Origin of the sequence: Tractidigestivibacter montrealensis (genome assembly GCF_024741235.1) — a bacterium.
Classification (GTDB): Bacteria; Actinomycetota; Coriobacteriia; order Coriobacteriales; family Atopobiaceae; genus Tractidigestivibacter; species Tractidigestivibacter montrealensis.
In genome coordinates this window covers 273,796-293,121 of sequence record NZ_JANSKA010000003.1, presented here as the reverse complement: position 1 = coordinate 293,121, position 19,326 = coordinate 273,796, and the positions used below count along the sequence as shown (strand labels likewise).

14 protein-coding genes are annotated in these 19,326 nt (G+C 62.8%); 12 read left to right on the top strand and 2 right to left on the bottom strand.

What is annotated here, in order from left to right; genetic code table 11:
* Positions 1-70 precede the first annotated feature (70 nt).
* The 6 genes from tsaD to NVS32_RS06065 all read left to right on the top strand — a co-directional run bounded on the left by tsaD (position 71) and on the right by NVS32_RS06065 (position 8,661).
* The gene (tsaD, locus tag NVS32_RS06090) at positions 71-2,500 is read left to right on the top strand and encodes a tRNA (adenosine(37)-N6)-threonylcarbamoyltransferase complex transferase subunit TsaD (protein WP_258499071.1); all 2,430 of its coding nucleotides are present in this window, start codon (positions 71-73) and stop codon (positions 2,498-2,500) included.
* 301 nt (positions 2,501-2,801) lie between these two features.
* Positions 2,802-3,755 carry a transporter substrate-binding domain-containing protein gene (locus tag NVS32_RS06085; RefSeq protein WP_258499070.1) on the top strand — a complete coding sequence of 318 codons (954 nt, stop codon included), beginning with the start codon at positions 2,802-2,804 and terminating at the stop codon, positions 3,753-3,755.
* A 33-nt stretch (positions 3,756-3,788) separates the two neighbouring features.
* Entirely contained in the window at positions 3,789-4,991 is a 1,203-nt protein-coding gene (locus tag NVS32_RS06080) for an amino acid ABC transporter permease (protein WP_258499069.1), read from the top strand.
* A 1-nt stretch (position 4,992) separates the two neighbouring features.
* A complete protein-coding gene (locus NVS32_RS06075) occupies positions 4,993-5,778 on the top strand; it encodes an amino acid ABC transporter ATP-binding protein (protein WP_303646540.1) in 786 nt (261 codons plus the stop codon).
* Between the two features lie 153 nt (positions 5,779-5,931).
* Positions 5,932-6,690 carry a transposase gene (locus tag NVS32_RS06070; RefSeq protein WP_258499068.1) on the top strand — a complete coding sequence of 253 codons (759 nt, stop codon included), beginning with the start codon at positions 5,932-5,934 and terminating at the stop codon, positions 6,688-6,690.
* 45 nt (positions 6,691-6,735) lie between these two features.
* Positions 6,736-8,661 (top strand): NAD(+) synthase, encoded by a 1,926-nt coding sequence (locus NVS32_RS06065; RefSeq protein WP_118078446.1) that lies wholly within the window; start codon positions 6,736-6,738, stop codon positions 8,659-8,661.
* A 72-nt stretch (positions 8,662-8,733) separates the two neighbouring features.
* Here the strand turns inward: NVS32_RS06065 and NVS32_RS06060 are convergent, their stop codons facing one another.
* Positions 8,734-9,312 carry a xanthine phosphoribosyltransferase gene (locus NVS32_RS06060; protein ID WP_118078445.1) on the bottom strand — a complete coding sequence of 193 codons (579 nt, stop codon included), beginning with the start codon at positions 9,310-9,312 and terminating at the stop codon, positions 8,734-8,736.
* A 395-nt stretch (positions 9,313-9,707) separates the two neighbouring features.
* On the opposite strand from NVS32_RS06060, the gene groES reads away from it, so the two are divergent.
* The 4 genes from groES to ychF all read left to right on the top strand — a co-directional run bounded on the left by groES (position 9,708) and on the right by ychF (position 14,484).
* A complete protein-coding gene (gene groES, locus NVS32_RS06055; RefSeq protein WP_032111278.1) occupies positions 9,708-9,998 on the top strand; it encodes a co-chaperone GroES in 291 nt (96 codons plus the stop codon).
* Between the two features lie 66 nt (positions 9,999-10,064).
* Complete coding sequence (gene groL / locus NVS32_RS06050; RefSeq protein WP_032111277.1) at positions 10,065-11,705, top strand: chaperonin GroEL; 1,641 nt, start codon at positions 10,065-10,067, stop codon at positions 11,703-11,705.
* Positions 11,706-12,087: 382 nt separating this feature from the next.
* Complete coding sequence (locus tag NVS32_RS06045) at positions 12,088-13,365, top strand: 4Fe-4S binding protein (protein ID WP_117652263.1); 1,278 nt, start codon at positions 12,088-12,090, stop codon at positions 13,363-13,365.
* Between the two features lie 45 nt (positions 13,366-13,410).
* Positions 13,411-14,484 carry a redox-regulated ATPase YchF gene (gene ychF, locus NVS32_RS06040; RefSeq protein WP_258499067.1) on the top strand — a complete coding sequence of 358 codons (1,074 nt, stop codon included), beginning with the start codon at positions 13,411-13,413 and terminating at the stop codon, positions 14,482-14,484.
* Positions 14,485-14,577: 93 nt separating this feature from the next.
* Here ychF and NVS32_RS06035 read toward each other — a convergent pair whose 3' ends face one another.
* On the bottom strand, positions 14,578-16,209 hold the full coding sequence (locus tag NVS32_RS06035; protein WP_258499066.1) for an LCP family protein: 1,632 nt from the start codon (positions 16,207-16,209) through the stop codon (positions 14,578-14,580).
* Between the two features lie 248 nt (positions 16,210-16,457).
* Here NVS32_RS06035 and guaA point away from each other — a divergent pair, with 248 nt between their 5' ends.
* Both guaA and NVS32_RS06025 read left to right on the top strand, forming a co-directional pair.
* On the top strand, positions 16,458-18,050 hold the full coding sequence (gene guaA, locus NVS32_RS06030; RefSeq protein ID WP_258499065.1) for a glutamine-hydrolyzing GMP synthase: 1,593 nt from the start codon (positions 16,458-16,460) through the stop codon (positions 18,048-18,050).
* 865 nt (positions 18,051-18,915) lie between these two features.
* Complete coding sequence (locus tag NVS32_RS06025) at positions 18,916-19,326, top strand: PTS sugar transporter subunit IIA (RefSeq protein WP_032111273.1); 411 nt, start codon at positions 18,916-18,918, stop codon at positions 19,324-19,326.

Sequence of the window (19,326 nt, the reverse complement as noted above, 5' to 3'; positions counted from 1 at the left end):
GACGCCTGCCCCCACCGCCCGCGCTACACTATCCCTCGTGATAATGCCACGTCTCTGGAGTCAGATGAGAATGACGAGCGATACCAACACCAAGGGCCTTGCCCTTGCCATCGATACGTCCACCGACATGCTTGCGTGTGCGGTGGTGTCCTGGGAGCCCGGCTCGACCCCGCGCGTCCTCGCCGCGCGAGACCACATGTGCCGCCGTCAGGCTAACGTCGAGCTGGTCTCAACGGCCCTCGCGACGCTCGAGGACTGCGGTCACACCATGGCCGACCTCGGCCGCGTTCTGGTTGGTCGCGGCCCCGGCAGCTTCACGGGCGTGCGTATTGGCATCGCCACTGCCAAGGGTCTCTCGTGCGGTCTCTCCAAGCCGCTCCACGGTGTCTCGGTTCTCGACGCCACGGCATGGGGTGCCTGGAAGGCAGGCGTGCGCGGGCTTCTCGCCGTTGCCGACGACGCCATGCGCGGCGAAGTCTACCCTGGCGTCTACCAGCTGGATGACAACGGCGCGCACCGCACCTTTGCCACCGAGACCGTCTGCAAGGCAGATGAGTGCGTGACTGCGTGGTCCGCTCGAGCGGACGCGTCCCAGCTTGTCCTCACGGGCAACGGGCTCAAGAAGTACCGCGCGCGCTTCGAGGCGGCCGAGTTCACGAACGTCCTTGATGAAGCGCTGTGGTACCCCACGGGCGAGGGGCTGGCGCTTGCCGCTGCCTCGGCGCCCTTGGACTCCGGAGACCCCGCGCTGGTGCTGCCCATCTACACGCGCCTCTCGGACGCCGAGGAGAACGAGCGCAAGCGCCTGGGCCTCAAGGCGCCCGCAAGCGTCGAGGTCACGGGCGTGGATGACGCGCTGGCCGACAGGCACCTGCAGCTGCGCCCCATGTCGGTGAACGACCTGCCCGCCGTCGCGGAGCTGGAGGCTGCGGCTTTCTCGGGCTCCTCTCACACCCCCTGGACCGAGAAGCTCTTCTACGAGGAGCTCTCGCAGCCTGGTCGCAGCTGGTGGGTGGCCCACGATCTGGGGCGCATCATCGGCTTTGCCGGCGGCATGATGGCCGGCGACGACTTTGAGATCTGCGACGTTGCCGTGGAGGAGGGCCACCGTCGCCAGGGTGTGGCGTCTCGCCTGGTGGCGCGCCTGTGCTACGACGCGCACGTCCTCAATGCAAAGACTGCCTCGCTCGAGGTGGACGAGAAGAACGAAGCTGCGCGAGCCGCCTACGACCACCTGGGCTTTGCTGAGGTTGGCCGCCGTCCGGGCTACTACGCACCCGGCCACGACGCGCTCATCCTGCGCGCAGAGCTGCCGCTTGCGGGTGACGTCGAGGCCCTGAGCAAGCGTCCCGAGCCGCATGCCTCCATCCGCCCGTGGCCCATTCTCGCCGGGCCGAGAGACGCCGCGTGCAAGGAGGCCCTGGCTGCCGCAGGCGATCTGGTCCTCTCGATAGAGTCTTCCTGTGACGAGACCGCAATTGCCGTGGTGGACTCCCATGGCACCGTGTGCTCGAGCGTGGTTGCCACCTCGATTGACTTCCATGCCCGCTTTGGCGGCGTGGTACCAGAGATAGCCAGCCGCAAGCATGTCGAGGCCATCGTGGGCGTCTACGAGGAGGCTATGGCGCAGGCGGGTTCGCACTTTGGCTGCGACACCCTTACTGCCGCGGACCTCTCCGCCGTTGGCGTCACCGCCGGTCCGGGCCTTGTGGGAGCTCTTGTGGTGGGCGTTGCGTTTGCCAAGGGTCTCTGCGCCTCAACGGGTCTGCCACTCATTGCGGTGCACCATCTTGAGGGGCACCTTCTCGCCAACCTCTTCGAGACACCGGACCTCAAGCCGCCCTTTGTGGCGAGTCTGGTCTCTGGTGGTAACACCATGCTGGTCTACGTGCGCGGATGGGGCGACTACCAGATTCTGGGCACCACCATCGACGACGCCGTGGGCGAGGCCTTCGACAAGGTCGCCAAGGCACTGGGTCTGGGGTATCCCGGTGGCCCGGTGATTAGCAGGCTTGCCGCAAAGGGCAACCCGTGCGCCATCCACTTCCCGCGTGCCATGATGCACAGCGGCGACTATCAGTTCTCGCTGTCTGGCCTCAAGACGGCCGTGATTACCTACATCGAGGGCGAGAACCGCGCCGGCCGGCCCATCGACCTGCCCGACCTTGCGGCCTCCTTCGAGGCGGCGGTCATCGACGTGCAGGTGGCCAAGGCTGTGACGGCGGTCGAGCAGACGGGTGTCTCGGACTTTTGCGTGGGCGGCGGCGTTGCCGCAAACCCGCAGCTACGCGAGGCGTACCGCAAGGCTTTTGACAAGCGCGGCGTGCGCGTGACCGTGCCGCCCATGCGGGCCTGTGGCGACAATGCCGCCATGATCAGCGTTGCGGCGTTGAGAAGCTATCGGGCGCGCAACTTCGCGCCGCTCACGCTTGACGCCGACCCCAACGCGCCTCTTGGTGCCTGGTCCACGACCGACGCCCCCGTCCCGCCCGCCTGGTGAGACAAAGGGACAGTCCCTTTGTCTCATTCGTGACGAGAGGGACTGCCTCCCGCCGGGAACGGGCGTCTCGTTCGTTATATCAAATATCAAATTGAGTCTCACTGGATTGACACCTTCCATTGTTACCTCACTGTGACTATCGGGGCACGTCGCGACCAGAGGAGTATCGTTGCCGTGTGCGCGTAACTTTCTCGCATCGGGTCGCATGTGCGTGTCTCGCTTGCAAGGGGGAGGGGAATGGGTCCCCTCCGGTTGCGTCGCGCGAAAGGGGAACAGCGGGGATCGTCCAGGGAGGACCACCATGAAGAAGCATCCCATCCAGCACGCGTCTGGCTCATTTTCTCGTCGAGACTTTCTCAGGGCCTCGGGTATCACGGCACTTACCGTTGGAGGGATGACCGTCCTTACGGCATGTGGTCCAGCCGCTCAGTCGAGCGACGCATCCGCAAGCTCCGCCACAACCACAACCATCTCCGCCGGCAGCGATACCTCCTCGTCTGACTCCCTCAAGCTGGGAGACGGCAAGACCCTGCGCGTGGGCATGGAGGCCGCTTACGCCCCCTACAACTGGCAGGAGTCCTCGGCCAGCGACACCACCATCCCCATCGAGAACGTCGACGGCGCCTATGCCGATGGCTATGACGTGCAGATGGCCAAGAAGATTGCCGACGCGCTGGGCATGGAGCCCGTTGCGGTGAAGATGGAGTTTGGCAGCCTGGTTGACTCGCTGGTCAACGGCCAGATCGACATCATCTGCGCTGGCATGTCCGTGACGGACGAGCGCGCGCAGTCCGCGGACTTCTCCGATTCCTACATCGACGACGAGGTCATTATGGTCGTCAAGCAGGACTCTCCCTACGCCAACGCCACCAAGCTCTCGGACTTCTCAGGCGCCTCGGTTCTGGGTCAGAAGGACACCTTCTACGACGACCTCATCGACCAGATCCCCAACGTCAACCACCTCACGCCGGTGGCCACCGTGCCGCTGGTGGTCGACGGCCTCATGAACGGCACCTGCGATGCCATTACCTTCTCGTCCCTCTCGCTTCCGCGCCTGCTGAAGGACTATCCCACGCTCAAGAAGGTCGACCTTGCCGATGGCGAGGGCTTCACGGATGCCTCCAACCCCGACAACGCGGCCATCGCCAAGGGTCAGGATGCGGTTCTCGCCAAGATTAACGAGGTCATTGACGGCATCTCGGCAGACGAGCGCCAGAGCATGTGGGATGACTGCATGGACCGTCAGCCCGCCTAGCGCGCGCCACACACAGCAGGGAGAAGCAAGAACATGTCAGATGCACCATCCATTCCGGTGACGACCCGGCGCGCCCGCTTTGCGGCGTGGTTGCGCCGAGACCATCGCTACGTCCTTCTCGGCACCTCTGCCGTCGCGCTTGCGGGGATGTGGCTCTCAAGCCAGCCGCGCCCGGCCATGAGCTTCCTTGCCCATGCGTTCACGGTCGAGGTCGTGATGTACTACGTGCTTGTCGCGTGGCTCGCGCTCTCGGCGGTGGCGCTTGTCTTCAAGCTCATGCACTGGACTACGTATGGCCAGGTGGCGCCCTTTGTGAAGCCCGGCGCGCGACGGGTGTTGCGCCTGGGGTCCTACGTCATCTGGGTGCTGGCCATTGTGCTCTTTGTCGACCGCGCGGTCATGGGCTTCGCGAGCGCGTGGACGGCTGCCGCGGCTTCCTCTGGGATGCCGCAGGATGACATGCTCACGCAGATCCTCTACATGTTCCAGCAGGGCTATGCCACGTACCTGCAGGGCATCCTCACGACCATCGAGCTGGCCGTCTTTGGCACGGCCATCGCCTTTGTGCTGGCAATGCTTCTGGTCTTTGTGCGCATCCAGCACATCGACCGCCCCGACAACGACTTTGTCCGCTTCTGGAAGAAGGTCGGCGTGGGCTTTGCCAAGGTCTACAGTACCGTGGTGCGCGGCACGCCCATGCTGGTCCAGGGCGTCATCATCTACTACGCCGGGTTTGGCCTGTTCAGCGGCTCGGGCATGTCCGTGAGCGAGATCAACGCCGTGTGGTCGCGCTTCATTGCCGGCCTGGTGGTCATCTCGCTCAACTCCACCGCGTACATGATGGAGGTGCTGCGCGGTGGCATCGAGTCGGTGGACAAGGGCCAGATGGAGGCCGCTCGCTCGCTCGGACTCTCGCAGTGGCAGGCCATGGTCAAGGTCGTCTTCCCGCAGGGCATTCGCTACGCCATCCCCGGCCTCTCCAACGAGCTGGTCATCAACATCAAGGACTCCTCGGTCCTCTCGGTTATTGGCGTGTTTGACCTGGCGTTTGCCGCCTCGACCATCGCTGGTATCTACTACAAGCAGCTGAACGCCTATCTCGTCATTGCGGTCTTCTACCTCATCATGACGGCAACGGCGTCGTGGCTTTTGGGCAAGCTGGCCAAGCGGCTTGACGCGAAGACCGAGCCCGTGCTGGGCGTGTCCAACCAGATGAAGGCAGGAGGCGAGAAGTAGCATGGCAGACGAGAAGGACGCAGTCGCCGGCGCCGCTGCGGGCGCAGCCAACCCCGAGGAGGCCGTGGTTCGCGTCGAGGGACTGCAGAAGTCCTTTGGCAGCAACGTTGTCCTGCGCAGCATCGACCTCACCGTGATGCCCGGCCAGGTGGTGACCATTATCGGCGCGTCCGGATCCGGCAAATCGACGCTTCTGCGCTGTATAAACCTGCTCGAGACGCCGGATGCCGGCCACGTGTGGTTCCACGGCAAGGACCTTGCCGCCGAGCACGTGGACATCAACGCTCTGCGCGAGAAGATCGGCATGGTCTTCCAGGGCTTCAACCTGTTCAACAACATGAACGTGCTGGACAACTGCACGCTTGCGCCGGTGACGCTCAAGAAGATGACCAAGGGGCAGGCCGAGAAGGTCGCGCTGGCCAACCTCGACTCCGTGGGCCTTGCGGACTTTGCCGGAGCCGACGTCAACACGCTCTCTGGCGGGCAGAAGCAGCGCGTGGCCATTGCCCGTGCGCTTTGCATGAAGCCCGACCTCATGCTCTTCGACGAGCCCACCTCTGCCCTCGACCCCGAGATTTCCGGCGAGGTCCTCGAGGTCATGCGCCGCCTGGCATCCCAGGGCATGACCATGGTCGTGGTGACGCACGAGATGGCGTTCGCGCGCAGCGTCTCCGACGAGGTTGTGTTCATGGACAAGGGCGTCATTGCCGAGAAGGGCAACCCCGAGAAGATGTTCACCAATCCCGAAAAGCCCCGCACCCGCGAGTTCCTCGCGCGGTACCTATGAGACAAAGGGACAGTCCCTTTGTCTCATTGACGCCTTTCCGGAGTCTTGCTGGTTGCTGTCAAAGATAGTTTTGCGCTCGCCGAATAAGCTTCGAGCTGCCTCGCCCAAGGTATACACCCGTCACACAGACAATGCGGTGACGGGAGGCCGAATATGGCGAGGACAGCTCGCGTACGTTCTGAGTCAGGCTACTATCACGTGATTCTCAAGGGCAACGGGCGGCAAATCCTGTTTGAGTGTGATGCCGACCGCCTTGGATTTCTCGAGCTGCTGAGTGACGCCTTTCACGAGAGTGAGATCACGCTTCTCGCGTGGTGCCTTATGGACAATCATGTGCACTTGCTGGTAGAGGATGCTGGCGAAGCCCTAAGTAGTGCCATGCAGAAGATCGCCACAACCTATGCGCTGCAGTACAACACGAGGTCAGGCCATGTCGGGCATGTCTTCCAGCAGCGATTTCGCAGCTTTCCCATCGAAGGTGACTCTTATCTTCTTGAGGCGATGCGCTATATCCATAACAACCCGGCCAAGGCGAGAATTGCTTCTGCCGCGTCGTATCGGTGGAGCAGCTACCACGAGTATCTGGGGGAGTCGCTTTGGGGTCAGAGATTTGCAGACACGCGCTTGCTATTGGGGATGTTGGGCGGGGCGGATGGTTTTGCCAGCTTCTCATTTGAAGAGGTCGGGAGTGACGGCTATCAACCAAACCTGCGGCCGCGTATTCCCGATGACACGGCCGCAGAGGTTCTAGCTGGAGTCCTGGACGATTTGCCGCCGAGCCGCCTGAAGTCAGTCGAGCGTGGCAGGCGCGATGCGGTACTCTTAGAGCTCAAGAGCGCCGGTTTGTCCGTTCGCCAAATCGAGCGGCTCACCGGCATTGGAAGAAACATTGTCGCACGTGCCGGCCAGTAGGCAATGAGACAAAGGGACTGTCCCTTTGTCTCACGGGGAGGAAAGATGCAGGACGGATTCGTGAAGGTCGCGGCAAGGACCCCCGAGGTTCGCGTTGCCGACGTGGCGTACAACATGGACTCCTGCCTGCGGCAGATCGATGCCGCCATCGAGGAGGGCGCGCGCGTCATCGTGCTTCCGGAGCTCTGCGTGACGGCGTATACCTGCGAAGACCTCTTCTGGCAGGACGCGCTTCTCGACGCTGCCGAGAAGGCCGTTGCCGTCATTGCCCAGAGGACCTCCCACATCGACGCCCTCGTGCTTCTCGGCGCACCCGTCCGCGCAAACGCCAAGCTCTACAACTGCGCAATCGCTCTCGCGCACGGCAGGGTGCTGGGCATTGTCCCCAAGCGAGCCATCCCCACCTACAACGAGTTCTACGAGTCCCGCCACTTCTCGGTTGGCCCGGAGGACTGCGTGCCCGTGGACTTTGCGGGCTGCTCGGGCGTGCCCTTTGGCACCCGTCAGCTCTTTGCCTGCCACGAGTTGCCGCAGCTCGTGGTGGCCGCCGAGATTTGCGAGGACCTGTGGATTCCCAACCCGCCCTCGACCCAGCACGCGTTGGCAGGCGCCACGCTCATCTGCAACCTCTCGGCGTCCAACGCCATCGTCGGCAAGGCGGATTACCGTCGCAGCTTGGTTAGCGGTCAGTCGGCGCGTCTTATCTGCGGGTACGTGTACGCGTCCGCCGGCAACGGCGAGTCCACGCAGGACCTGGTCTTTGGCGGCCACGACATGATTGCCGAGAACGGCCGCATGCTCGCGGAGGCGGAGCCCTTTGGCACCGGCGCCGCAACAAGCGAGGTCGACGTAGCCTTTCTCTGCGAGGAGCGCCGCCGCATGTCCACCTTTGTCACCGCTCCGGCGCCCGAGGCGATGGGCTATACGGTCACGCACTTCTCGCTCACGCCCAGTGCCACTACGCTCACGCGCTTTGTCGACCCGCACCCGTTTGTTCCCTCAGACGCGGAGCGCCGCGCCGAGAGGTGCGAGGACGTCCTGAGCATCCAGGCGCGCGGACTGGCCAAACGACTTGCACACACGCACTCGAGCCACGTGGTTATCGGTGTCTCCGGCGGGCTTGATTCCACGCTGGCGCTCCTGGTGTGCGCCCGCGCGTTTGACCTGCTTGACCTTGACCGCATTGGCATCATTGCTGTGACTATGCCCGGGTTTGGCACCACCGGGCGTACACACGGCAACGCTACGACGCTTGCCGACGCCCTCGGTTGCGACCTGCGCGAGGTCAACATCTCCGACGCCGTGCGCCAGCACTTCTCAGATATTGGCCATGACGAGTCCGTCCACGACGTCACGTACGAGAACAGCCAGGCGCGAGAGCGCACGCAGGTGCTCATGGATATTGCCAACCAGGAGGGCGGCCTGGTGGTTGGCACCGGCGACCTCTCCGAGCTGGCACTTGGCTGGGCCACCTACAACGGCGACCACATGTCGATGTACGCCGTCAACGCGAGCGTGCCCAAGACCCTCGTGCGTCACCTTGTGCGCTACGTGGCCGATACCTGCGGAAACGACGAGGAAGCTCAGGTCCTCTACGACGTCCTGGACACACCCGTCTCGCCGGAGCTTTTGCCCGCCGAGAAGGACGGCACCATTGCCCAGCGCACCGAGGACCTTGTTGGCCCCTACGAGCTGCACGACTTCTTCCTGTACGAGGTCCTGCGCCGCGGGACGCCGCCCCGCAAGGCGTACCGTCTGGCGCGCTACGCGCTTGGCGACACCTACGACGACGCGACGATCCTCAAGTGGGAGAAGACCTTCTACCGGCGCTACTTTGCCCAGCAGTTCAAGCGCAGCTGTCTGCCGGACGGGCCAAAGGTTGGCTCGGCGGCCGTCTCGCCCAGGGGAGACCTGCGCATGCCGTCGGATGCCTGTGCCACGCTCTGGCTGCGCGAACTGGAGGAGCTGTAAAAGCAAGGGGCCCGCAGCGTGCGGGCCCCTTGCTTGTGCGGTTGGGTTTGACGCATCACCTGATGCGGGCGGCTACTCGAACTCAATCTTGCCGGTCTTTGCGTCCATGGACTTCACGATGGCAAGAGACTGCACGTCAAAGCCCTTCTCACGCAGGCGCTTGCCGCCGGGCTGGAAGCCCTTCTCGACAGCGATGCCAATGCCTTCGACAATGGCTCCGGCCTGCTCGCAGATCTCGATGAGGCCGTCGAGTGCGCACCCGTTGGCCAGGAAGTCGTCGATGATGAGGACATGCTCGCCCTTGTTGAGGAAGCGCTTGGCAACAATGACCGTGTTGTCGTTGCCGTGGGTGTAACTGTGCACGCGGGCAACGTACTGCTCGCCATCAAGGTTGATGGACTGCGACTTGCGCGCGAAGACCACGGGGGTGTTGTTGAAGCGCGTGGCTGCGACGCAGGCAATGCCAATGCCCGAGGCCTCGATGGTCAGAATCTTGTCGACAGGCCGGCCGGCAAAGCGCCGCGCCCACTCGTCACCCATGTCCGCGTACAGCGCGACATCGCACTGGTGATTGAGAAAGCTGTCCACCTTGAGCACATTGCCCTCGCGGACGATGCCCTCCTGCTTGATCCTCTCCTCGAGCTCCCGCATGCAATCCCCGTTTCCTCGGTGCCTGACGTGCATCCCATTGTACGCATTGCGAGCAAGCTTAATGCCGCGAGCTGCGGTGATTTGTCGTAGGCGTGAGACGGTGCGGATTGACGGGGGTTGAGCCTCCAGCAAGGGCGCGGCACCGGAGAGTGCGTTGCTGCAGGGGAAGTTCGTGGAAGGCCACCCGCGCACCAGCCGAGAAAGGCGCCAATATCAAGTCCCTAGTCCTTCACCAGTTAGAAAATCTAAGTCTCATTCGTAAGATTTTTCTCATCTCGACGGTATAACCCCAATCGGATGGGTACATAGTTGAGCGTTGGATTGGATGGCGCGGCCACGCGCCCGCCGTCACAGGTTCAAGCGCCGTACGGCGCCCTAAAAGGAGGTTCTTGGTTATGACTCTTAAGCCGCTGGGAGACCGCGTCCTCGTCAAGCCCGCACCCAAGGAGGAGAAGACCTCTTCTGGTCTCTACATCTCCTCGGGCGCCCAGGAGAAGCCGCAGCGCGGCAAGGTCGTCGCTGTGGGCGAGGGCAAGCGCGATCAGGACGGCAATCGTATCCCCGTTGACGTCAAGGCCGGCGACGAGGTGTTCTACGGCAAGTTCGGTGGCAACGAGGTCAAGGTCGACGGCGAGGACTTCCTGCTCCTCCGTGCGGACGACATCTACGCCATTATTGAGGAGTAGCTCGCGCGAGCTGCTCGCTAGCTGGTAAACAACCCATCAAGGGTTTTCTGGAAGGGAAAGCACAACATGGCTAAGGACATTGTTTTTGGCACCGACGCCCGCGCCAAGCTGGCCAAGGGTGTGAACACCCTCGCTGACGCCGTCACCACCACGCTCGGCCCCAAGGGTCGCTACGTTGCCCTGCAGCGTTCCTATGGCGCCCCCACCATTACCAACGACGGCGTGTCCGTCGCCAAGGAGATCGAGCTCAAGGACCCCATCGAGAACATGGGCGCCCAGCTGGTGAAGGAGGTCGCCACCAAGACCAACGACACCGTGGGTGACGGCACCACCACCGCCACGCTGCTTGCGCAGGTCATCGTCAACGAGGGTCTCCGCAACGTCGCCGCTGGCGCCAACCCCATCGCCATCCGTCGCGGTATCGACAAGGCCGTCGACGCCGTTGTGGCCGAGATGAAGGACTCCGCCATGGAGATCTCGACCAAGCAGCAGATTGCCTCCGTGGGCACCATCTCTGCTGGCGACCCCGAGATTGGCGAGAAGATTTCTGACGCTATGGAGGTTGTGGGCAAGGACGGCGTCATCACCGTCGACGAGTCCCAGACCTTTGGCATCGACATCGACACCGTCGAGGGCATGCAGTTCGACAAGGGCTACATCTCCCCGTACTTCGCCACCAACAACGACACCATGACGGCGGAGCTGGACAACCCCTACATCCTGATGACTGATCAGAAGATCTCCAACATTCAGGACATCCTGCCCATCCTCGAGGCCGTCTCCAAGCAGGGCGCGCCGCTGCTCATCATTGCCGAGGACGTGGACGGCGAGGCTCTGGCCACGCTGATTCTCAACAAGCTGCGCGGCACGCTGAACATCGCCGCCGTGAAGGCCCCTGGCTACGGCGACCGTCGTAAGCGCATGCTCGAGGACATCGCCATCCTCACCGGTGGCCAGGTTGCCATGAAGGAGCTTGGCGTCCAGCTCACCGACGTTACCGCCGAGATGCTCGGTCGCGCCAAGTCCGTCAAGATCACCAAGGACAACACCACCATCGTTGGCGGCGCCGGCTCCAAGGACGCCATCGAGGAGCGCGTCTCCCAGATCAAGAACGAGATTGAGAACACCACCTCCGACTTCGACAAGGAGAAGCTCCAGGAGCGTCTGGCCAAGCTCTCCGGCGGTGTCGCGGTCATCAAGGTTGGCGCTGCTACCGAGGTAGAGCTCAAGGAGATCAAGCACCGCATCGAGGATGCCCTGCAGGCCACCCGTGCGGCCGTCGAGGAGGGCATTGTCGCCGGCGGCGGCGTGGCGTTCCTGGCTGCGGCTCCCGCGCTCGACTCCGTCGAGACCTCTGATCCTGACGAGAAGATTGGTGTCGACATCATCCGCAAGGCGCTCGAGGCCCCTGTGAAGACCATCGCGAGCAACGCTGGCTACGAGGGCTCCGTTGTGGTCGAGAAGATCAAGGGCCTGCCCAAGGGCCAGGGTCTCGACTCTGCGACCGGCAACTACGGTGACATGATCGAGATGGGCGTCCTCGACCCCGTCAAGGTCACCCGCACCACGCTCCAGAACGCCGCTTCCGTGGCGTCCCTCATCCTCATCACCGAGGCCACTGTCTCCGATGAGCCCAAGGACACCACCATCGAGGAGGCCATCTCCAAGGCAGCCGCTGCTGGCGGCCAGGGTGGCGGCATGTACTAAGGGCTAGACAGCCCCGGTACCGCTCCTCGGTCATGCGACTCGACCGAGCGAACCTCAGGACCCCGAGTGCCATGTGGCACCCGGGGCCTTTTTTCCGTTACAGGCTGTCTGCCTTGGCTGTGGGGCTGAAATTAGACGCTTTGGTGTCCTTGAACAGCCAAAACTGTCGATTATCTTTTCCACAGATCACGCAGCGCCCCTGCAGCTCCTGCAGGATTCCCGCCAAACGCAAGGAGAGACCCACAGGTCCCTTCCTTGTGCGCTTCTCGCCTGTGGGTGGGCTTCTCGCCGACGGACGGTACAATGTAACGGTTGCGTGTGCAGGCACACGCACCGCGGGGGAGCTGCGTGCGGTCACCCCGCCGAGAAGAGGGGAGAGGCGATGCCACAGAAGCGTGACATTCTCGATGACATCATCGACATCCAGGATAACTGGCAGGCAGTCCAAAACCCGTTTGCGGGCATCACGGACTCGCTTGCCCAGGACCCAAGCCAGCGCAAGGTATTCGACCCGGCGGATTACAAGGAGAAGCCCTGGTGCAACTCCAGCCGCTGCCTGCGCACTGCTGCGGAGCGGGATGACGTGTGCTCCGTCTGCCTGGACGTGTGCCCCACCAACTCGATCGACATCCACAACAAGTCTGTGACAATCACGGACTCCTGCCGCAAGTGCGGCCTCTGCCAGGCCGCGTGCCCCACCGAGGTCTTCAACACGCGTCGCCACATGGCAAAACAGCTCTACGACAACATCGCCCGCGCGGCTTCGGCGTACGAGCAGTGCTACGTCACGTGCACCCGTGCCCTGAAGCGCCTCCCCAAGCCCAACGAGATCCTCCTCCCGTGCGTGGGCATGGTCTCGCGCGACCTGTGGTTCTCTATCCTCGTTGACTACACCAACGTGTCTGTCTATCTGCCGCTTGGCATCTGCGACCGCTGCCGCACCACCACGGGCGAGGACTTCTACACCGAGGCCATCGGAACGGCGGAGGAGTGGGCCAAGTCCGCGGTTGGCCTTGAGGTCGACAAGGACAACCTTACGCACGAGTTCACGCGCGAGTACCGCCGTAGCCAGTTTGTGAGCTCCGCCATCCATGCAACCGAGAACCTCGTGACGCGCTCGAGCCCCAAGCTCGCCGGCGCCCAGGCGGTTGCCAAGAAGATAACCGATCACGCCAACCGCTTGAACGAGCTGCAGCGTCAGCTGGAGAACGCGGTGGGGGCCAAGACCAACCAGAACCGCCAGCGCATCCTTACGCAGAACCGCAAGCTCATGATGGGCGGTCTCCAGCACGACCAGGAGCTGGCAGCGGACATCACCCTTGACGTGCCCGTTGTTGACCCGGACCTCTGCACGTCCTGCGGGGACTGCGCCAAGGCGTGCGTGACGCATGCCCTCGACCTCGACGATAGCGGCCACGTGCACACCTTGGCCGCGTACTGTGTGAACTGCGCCGCCTGCGTGAAGGCATGCCCCGAGGGCGCGCTCTCCATGCGGCCGCAGGACGCAAGCGAGCTGGCCGTTCCTGACAAGAACGCCGAGGAGATCGCGCGTCAGAAGGCAAAGGCCAAGGCGGAGGCTCAGCGACTCATGGAGCAGGGCAAGAAGCAGCTCTCCAAGGCGGCTGACACCCTTGAGAAGCTGGACGATAGCAAGAAGTAGCAAGAGGCCACTGGCAAGAGGCCAAGGCCAAGAAGGAGAGACACCGTGTCACTTTCCATCGGCATCGTGGGACTTCCCAACGTGGGCAAGTCGACCCTGTTCACCGCGCTTACCCGCAAGGGCGGGCTTGCGGCAAACTACCCCTTTGCCACCATCGATCCAAACGTGGGCGTGGTGGACGTCCCCGACGAGCGCCTCAACAAACTCGCCGAGATGGTGCACCCTGCAAAGATCGTGCCCGCCACGGTCGAGTTCGTTGACATCGCCGGCCTGGTGAAGGGCGCCAACGAGGGCGAGGGCCTTGGCAACCAGTTCCTGGCGAACATCCGTAACTGCGATGCCATCTGCGAGGTCGTGCGCTACTTCAAGGACCCCAACGTCATGCGCGAGACGGGCCGTACCGGCGCGTTTGTCGACCCTGCGGCAGACGTTGACACCATCCAGACCGAGCTCGTCCTCGCAGACCTGGGCTCGCTCGAGCGCTCCATCCCCAAGCTTGAGAAAGAGGCCAAGCGCGACAAGGAGATGGCGCCTCGCCTCGAGGTGGCCAAGCGCCTGCAGGCGTGGCTTAACGAGGGGCACCGCGCGGCGGAGATGGACATGACCGACGACGAGCGCGCCGCTGCTCATGACCTCTTCCTGCTCACCATGAAGCCCATTCTCTACGTGGCCAACTGCGACGAGGACCAGCTGGGCGAGAAGCCCCAGATCAACGGCCAGGACGCCATTCCCATCTGCGCCGAGGTTGAGGCGGAGCTGGCAGACCTCGACCCGGATGAGGCCGCCGAGTATCTGGCGTCCATGGGGCTCGAGCGCTCCGGCCTCGAGACACTGGCCCGGGCGGCATACCACCTGCTGGGCCTCCAGAGCTTCTTCACCGCGGGCCCCAAGGAGGTTCGTGCTTGGACGGTGCGAATTGGCGCCAAGGCCCCGGAGGCAGCAGGCGTCATTCACTCCGACTTCGAGAAGGGCTTCATCAAGGCCGAGACGATCAGCTACGAGGACTACGTCAAGCTGGGCGGTGAGTCCGGTGCGCGCGACGCCGGCCGCCTGCGCATGGAGGGCAAGGACTACGTGGTCCAGGACGGTGACATAATGGTCTTCCGATTCAACGTGTAGCCAAGAAACTATCGCGAGGCACTGGATGCAGCAAGAGAGGGGCTCCTGACAATGTCGGGAGCCCCTCTCCTATAACCTTGAGCGCGGGTGTGGCTACTTGCCCTTGTAGTCGGTGCCGAGAATAACCACCACGTCGTAGTTGTCGGAGTAGGTACCGGGGTTCTCCGTTGGCGTGACGGAAAGTCCGAGCTTCTCGGCAACGCCCTTTGCCTCACCCAACGCGGAGGTTGTCTTACTCGTGTTGTACACGATGGTCGTGGTCGTGTGGCCCGTCGAGTCTGCGTTTCCGGCGATGGTAGAGAAGCCCGCCGCCGTGAGGACGTTGGCGGCATTGGAGGCAACTCCCTGGGTCTCAGTGCCATTGAGCACCAGGACGGAACCAGAATATACGGGGTCGGAGCTGGTGCTGGTGGTATCCGAGGAGTCCGAGCCGTCCCCGCCTGCGCTTACGGAACCGGCGACGCCCGCGGTGAAGTCCTGCGAGGAGTCCGAGTAGGGCGGCTCGCCCGCGTTGGTGCGCTCCATCATGGTCTTCCAGGCGTCCTCGTCCACGACCTCATACCAGAGGTTGTTGATGTACTGCGACGTGGTGGGCACCGAACCGGAGTAGATGTCGTTCTCGGTGTCCAAGTCCTTGAACTGATTGGCCAGCGAGAGGATGTCCGTTGCCGAGAGGTCCGTGGTCACGCTGTCTGCCAGCTGGGAGATGAGATTTGGCCACGAGGCGGGGTCGCTCTCGAGGACCTTGCGGATGATAGCTGCGATGACCATGCGCTGGTTGGCGGAGCGGTAGAAATCACCGCCGCCGTAGGCGTCATAGGCGTGACGGCTGCGGCAGAGGCCAAGGGCCTGCTCGCCATTGAGGGTCTGCGTGCCGGCGGGCAGGTCGATGCCAGCGTAATCCATGTCGGACACGGCGACGGGCAGGGTGACCTCCACGCCGCCGAGGGTATCGACAACCGAGGTGAACTCTTCGAAGTTGAGTTCCGCGTAGTGCGAGATGTTCACGCCCGCGAGCTTGGAGACCTGTTCGACCATGTAGGAGGCGCCGCCAAACGAGTACGCCGCGTTGATCTTCTGCGTTCCGTGCTCGCCCATGTCGACCATGGTGTCTCGGGGAATCGAGATGAGCGTGACCTTCTTGTTGGGCGGGTCAATGCGCACCAGGATGATGGAGTCCGTGCGGTAGTTGGACTGGTCTGCGCCCCACTCCTCCGTACGCTCCTCGTCCTGGTCAACGCCGAGAAGAAGCATGTAGAAGGGGTCGTCGGTCTTGGTGGGGGCAACGAGCTGGTTGAGGAGGCTCGAGTCGATGCCCTTGGAGAGCTTGCTGTTGATGCTGTTGATGTACCAGGCAAAGGCGGCGCCCGCAACGGCCAGGACGGCGACGAGCGAGATTACCACGACCTTGAGCACACGGTGGCTGCGCTTTGCCTGCTGGCGCTTTGAGACGTAGTAGCCAACACCGTCCGAGCGAGACGCAGCGTGGTCCATCTCGTCCGGGTTGTTACCGCGCAGGTGAGCGGCGTGAGTGTCGCTTGCGGCGCTGGTATGGGAGTAGGAGCCTGCATTGACGTGGCGGCCCTGCACAAGCGGTGTGCTGTGAGGTTGGCGCGCGTCAGAGCCGGCTGCGTTCCGGCCGCCGCCCGTGCCGTAGCGCTCTGCGGAGAGGCGGCCCTGCTCCTCAGACGACATGCGACGGTGGTGCCTTCTTCTCTCGGCCAAGTGGCCCCCTAACCGTGTCCGGACGGACGTCGTGCGGTTCTTGTTCGATGCTGGCGCCACTCAGGGCACCGCCATAACTGGCCCATCATACGTGACGGGCGTGAACGCTCCATGAAGGATGCTCGACGATGCCGGCGGACATACGGTGTCCTCAATCCTTGGAGGTCCTTGAGGTGGGGAATCGGTAGTATCCTCTAGAACGTATACGCATTTTGTCCGGCAGCAGCAGCCGGGGATAGGAGACGCGCATGTCCGAGGCAAGGCCCAAGCAGTTTGTGGCTGTCTTTGACTTTGGGGCCCAGTACGGGCAACTCATTGCTCGCAGAGTTCGTGACCTGCACGTTTACTCGGAGATTGTCCCGTGCGACATCTCCGCGGACGAGCTTGCGGCAATGGCGCCCTCTGCCATCATCCTCTCCGGCGGTCCCGCTTCGGTCTACGCCGAGGGCGCGCCAGACATGGACGCACGCGTCTTTGAGCTGGGCATCCCCATCTTGGGCTTCTGCTATGGCGAGCAGATCATGGCCGTCAAGCTTGGTGGCGAGGTCGCACACACCGACAAGGGCGAGTATGGCCCGGCAACGCTCACGCGCCTTGGCTCGTCGGTTCTTCTCGACGGCACACCCGAGGGCGGCCAGACGGTGTGGATGAGCCACCGCGACTCCGTGAGCCGCGCCCCCGAGGGCTTCATGGTCACCGGCCGTACGGACACATGCCCCGTGGCCGTTATGGAGTGCCCGCGCCGTCGCCTCTTTGCCACGCAGTTCCACCCTGAAGTGCGCCACACCGAGTACGGCACGCGCATGCTCGAGAACTTCCTGTTCGGCGTGTGCCACCTCGAGAAGAACTGGACCATGGAGGGTATCATCGACCAGAAGGTCGAGGAGATCCGCCAGCAGGTTGGGTCGCGTAAGGTGATTCTCGCCCTCTCTGGCGGAGTTGACTCCTCCGTGGTGGCGGCCTTGGTGCACCGTGCCATCGGAGACCAGCTCACTTGCGTGTTTGTGAACCACGGCATGCTTCGCAAGGGCGAGCCCGAGATGGTCGAGGAGGTTTTCCGCGAGCAGTTCCACATGCCGCTCGTGCACGTGCACGCCGAGGAGCGCTATGCCAAGATGCTCGCCGGCGTGACAGACCCCGAGAAGAAGCGCCGTCTCATTGGCACCGAGTTCTGGAAGGTATTCTTCGACGAGGCCCAGAAGATCGGCGACGTGGAGATGCTTGCGCAGGGCACCATCTACCCGGACATCATCGAGTCCGGCGCGCGCAAGACCGGCGGCAAGGCGGCAACCATCAAGAGCCACCACAACCTGATCCCGTTCCCCGAGGGCGTGCACTTTGACCTTATCGAGCCCCTCGACCACTTCTTCAAGGACGAGGTCCGCGAGCTGGGCATTGCGCTCGGCCTGCCTGCCAAGATGGTGTGGCGCCAGCCGTTCCCCGGCCCTGGCCTGGCCATCCGTATCATCGGCGAGGTCACACCCGAGAAGCTCGCCATCCTCAAGGACGCCGACGCCATCGTGCGAGAGGAGCTTGACGCCTACAATCAGCGTCTCTTCGAGGAGACGGGCGACCGCAACTCCGAGCACGCCTGCTGGCAGTACTTCGCCGTGCTGCCCGACATCAGGAGCGTTGGCGTGATGGGTGACGAGCGCACGTACCGTCGCCCCATCATCGTCCGTGCGGTGGAGTCTACAGACGCCATGACCGCCGACTGGGCAAAGCTTCCCTACGACGTGATCGGGCGCATCTCCAGCCGCATCGTGGACGAGGTCGATGGTGTGAACCGCGTGGTGTATGACGTCACGCCTAAACCGCCAGCCACGATCGAGTGGGAGTAAGCCGACAGGGTTCTGGCCTGCACTTTTGAGTGCTGCTCTGTGCTGCTGAGTTTCGTTTCGTGCGAAGGTCACGGCAAAGCCACCAGCGACATTGGTGATTAAACTCGATTATCGAGCCTCCGTTCCCATGTTGGAACGGAGGCTTTTCTTTGCCTTTTTACTCCCTTTCACCTGCGATTTCGCTATTTACTCCCCGTGTTTCGTGACAGCAAGGCACGGGGCGGTATTCGGGGGAACGGGAGTAAGGATTCGTGTATGCCGGAGCCGTGAAGCTTCCGGAAATGCGCCGCATCGGCGTCTTTGTACAAGTCCTTATCAACGATATCGCGCAATTGCTTCCCGAGGGGGAGAACTGGCACATGCCGTCGGCATCGCATTAAACCAGCTGCATCTACTCTTTCTAAGATACGAGTGGTCGCCCTCGGCGATTGTCGCGAGCTTGACACACCCGCGAACAAGCCGGTCTTGGAACACGCTGGGCAGATCGCGCGTCGATGTTTACCAAGAATTGGCCCTCGTGGTCACGATAATTGAGCAGTTCGACCACGAGGGTCGTGTCCCTGGACACGGTGAGATGATATTCGGTCAATGAAGGCCGCCGAGCGTCTGGCCGCCTCGGTCGCCTTGCGTCTCTGCTCCTCCGTGCAACTTGGACTTCGCGGACAGCCTCCAGGCTTCAGGTGACAGCTACTTCAGGCGGCAGCTACTTCAGGTGCTGCGTCGGGCTTAAACCCATCCACCGGTTATTCGCGACCGTTCGCGGGGCTGCAAGCAGAAATGTTCTCTTTGTCTTGCATTTGTTACATCACGTCATATAATCTGCAATGACAATATTACAGCGGATAACAAAGTTTGGAGTCCCGATATGCAGGTAGTTCTGGCATCGCACGGTCGTCTTGCTGAGGGAATGAAAGATACCCTTGGCATCATTTTGGGGGAATTGCCGGACCTGACAACGCTCTGCGCATACGTTGACCCGGACATCACCTTAGCCCAGCAGGTCAAAGACGTGCTGGCGCGTAAGGTTCCCGGCGAGGAGATGCTCGTCGTTACCGATCTCTTTGGCGGCAGCGTGAACAACGAGTTCATGGCCGCCCTTGCCGAGAATAACTTTACGCTCGTCTGCGGCATGAACATGCCCCTGCTCGTCGAGATTCTCTCTGACGCAAATCCCGACCTCGCGGCCGTAAGGGCGGCAGTCGACTCTTGCAGGGACTCCATCATGGTCTGCAACGACCTGCTCGATGTCGGCCAGGACTGTGGCGAGGATTTCTGA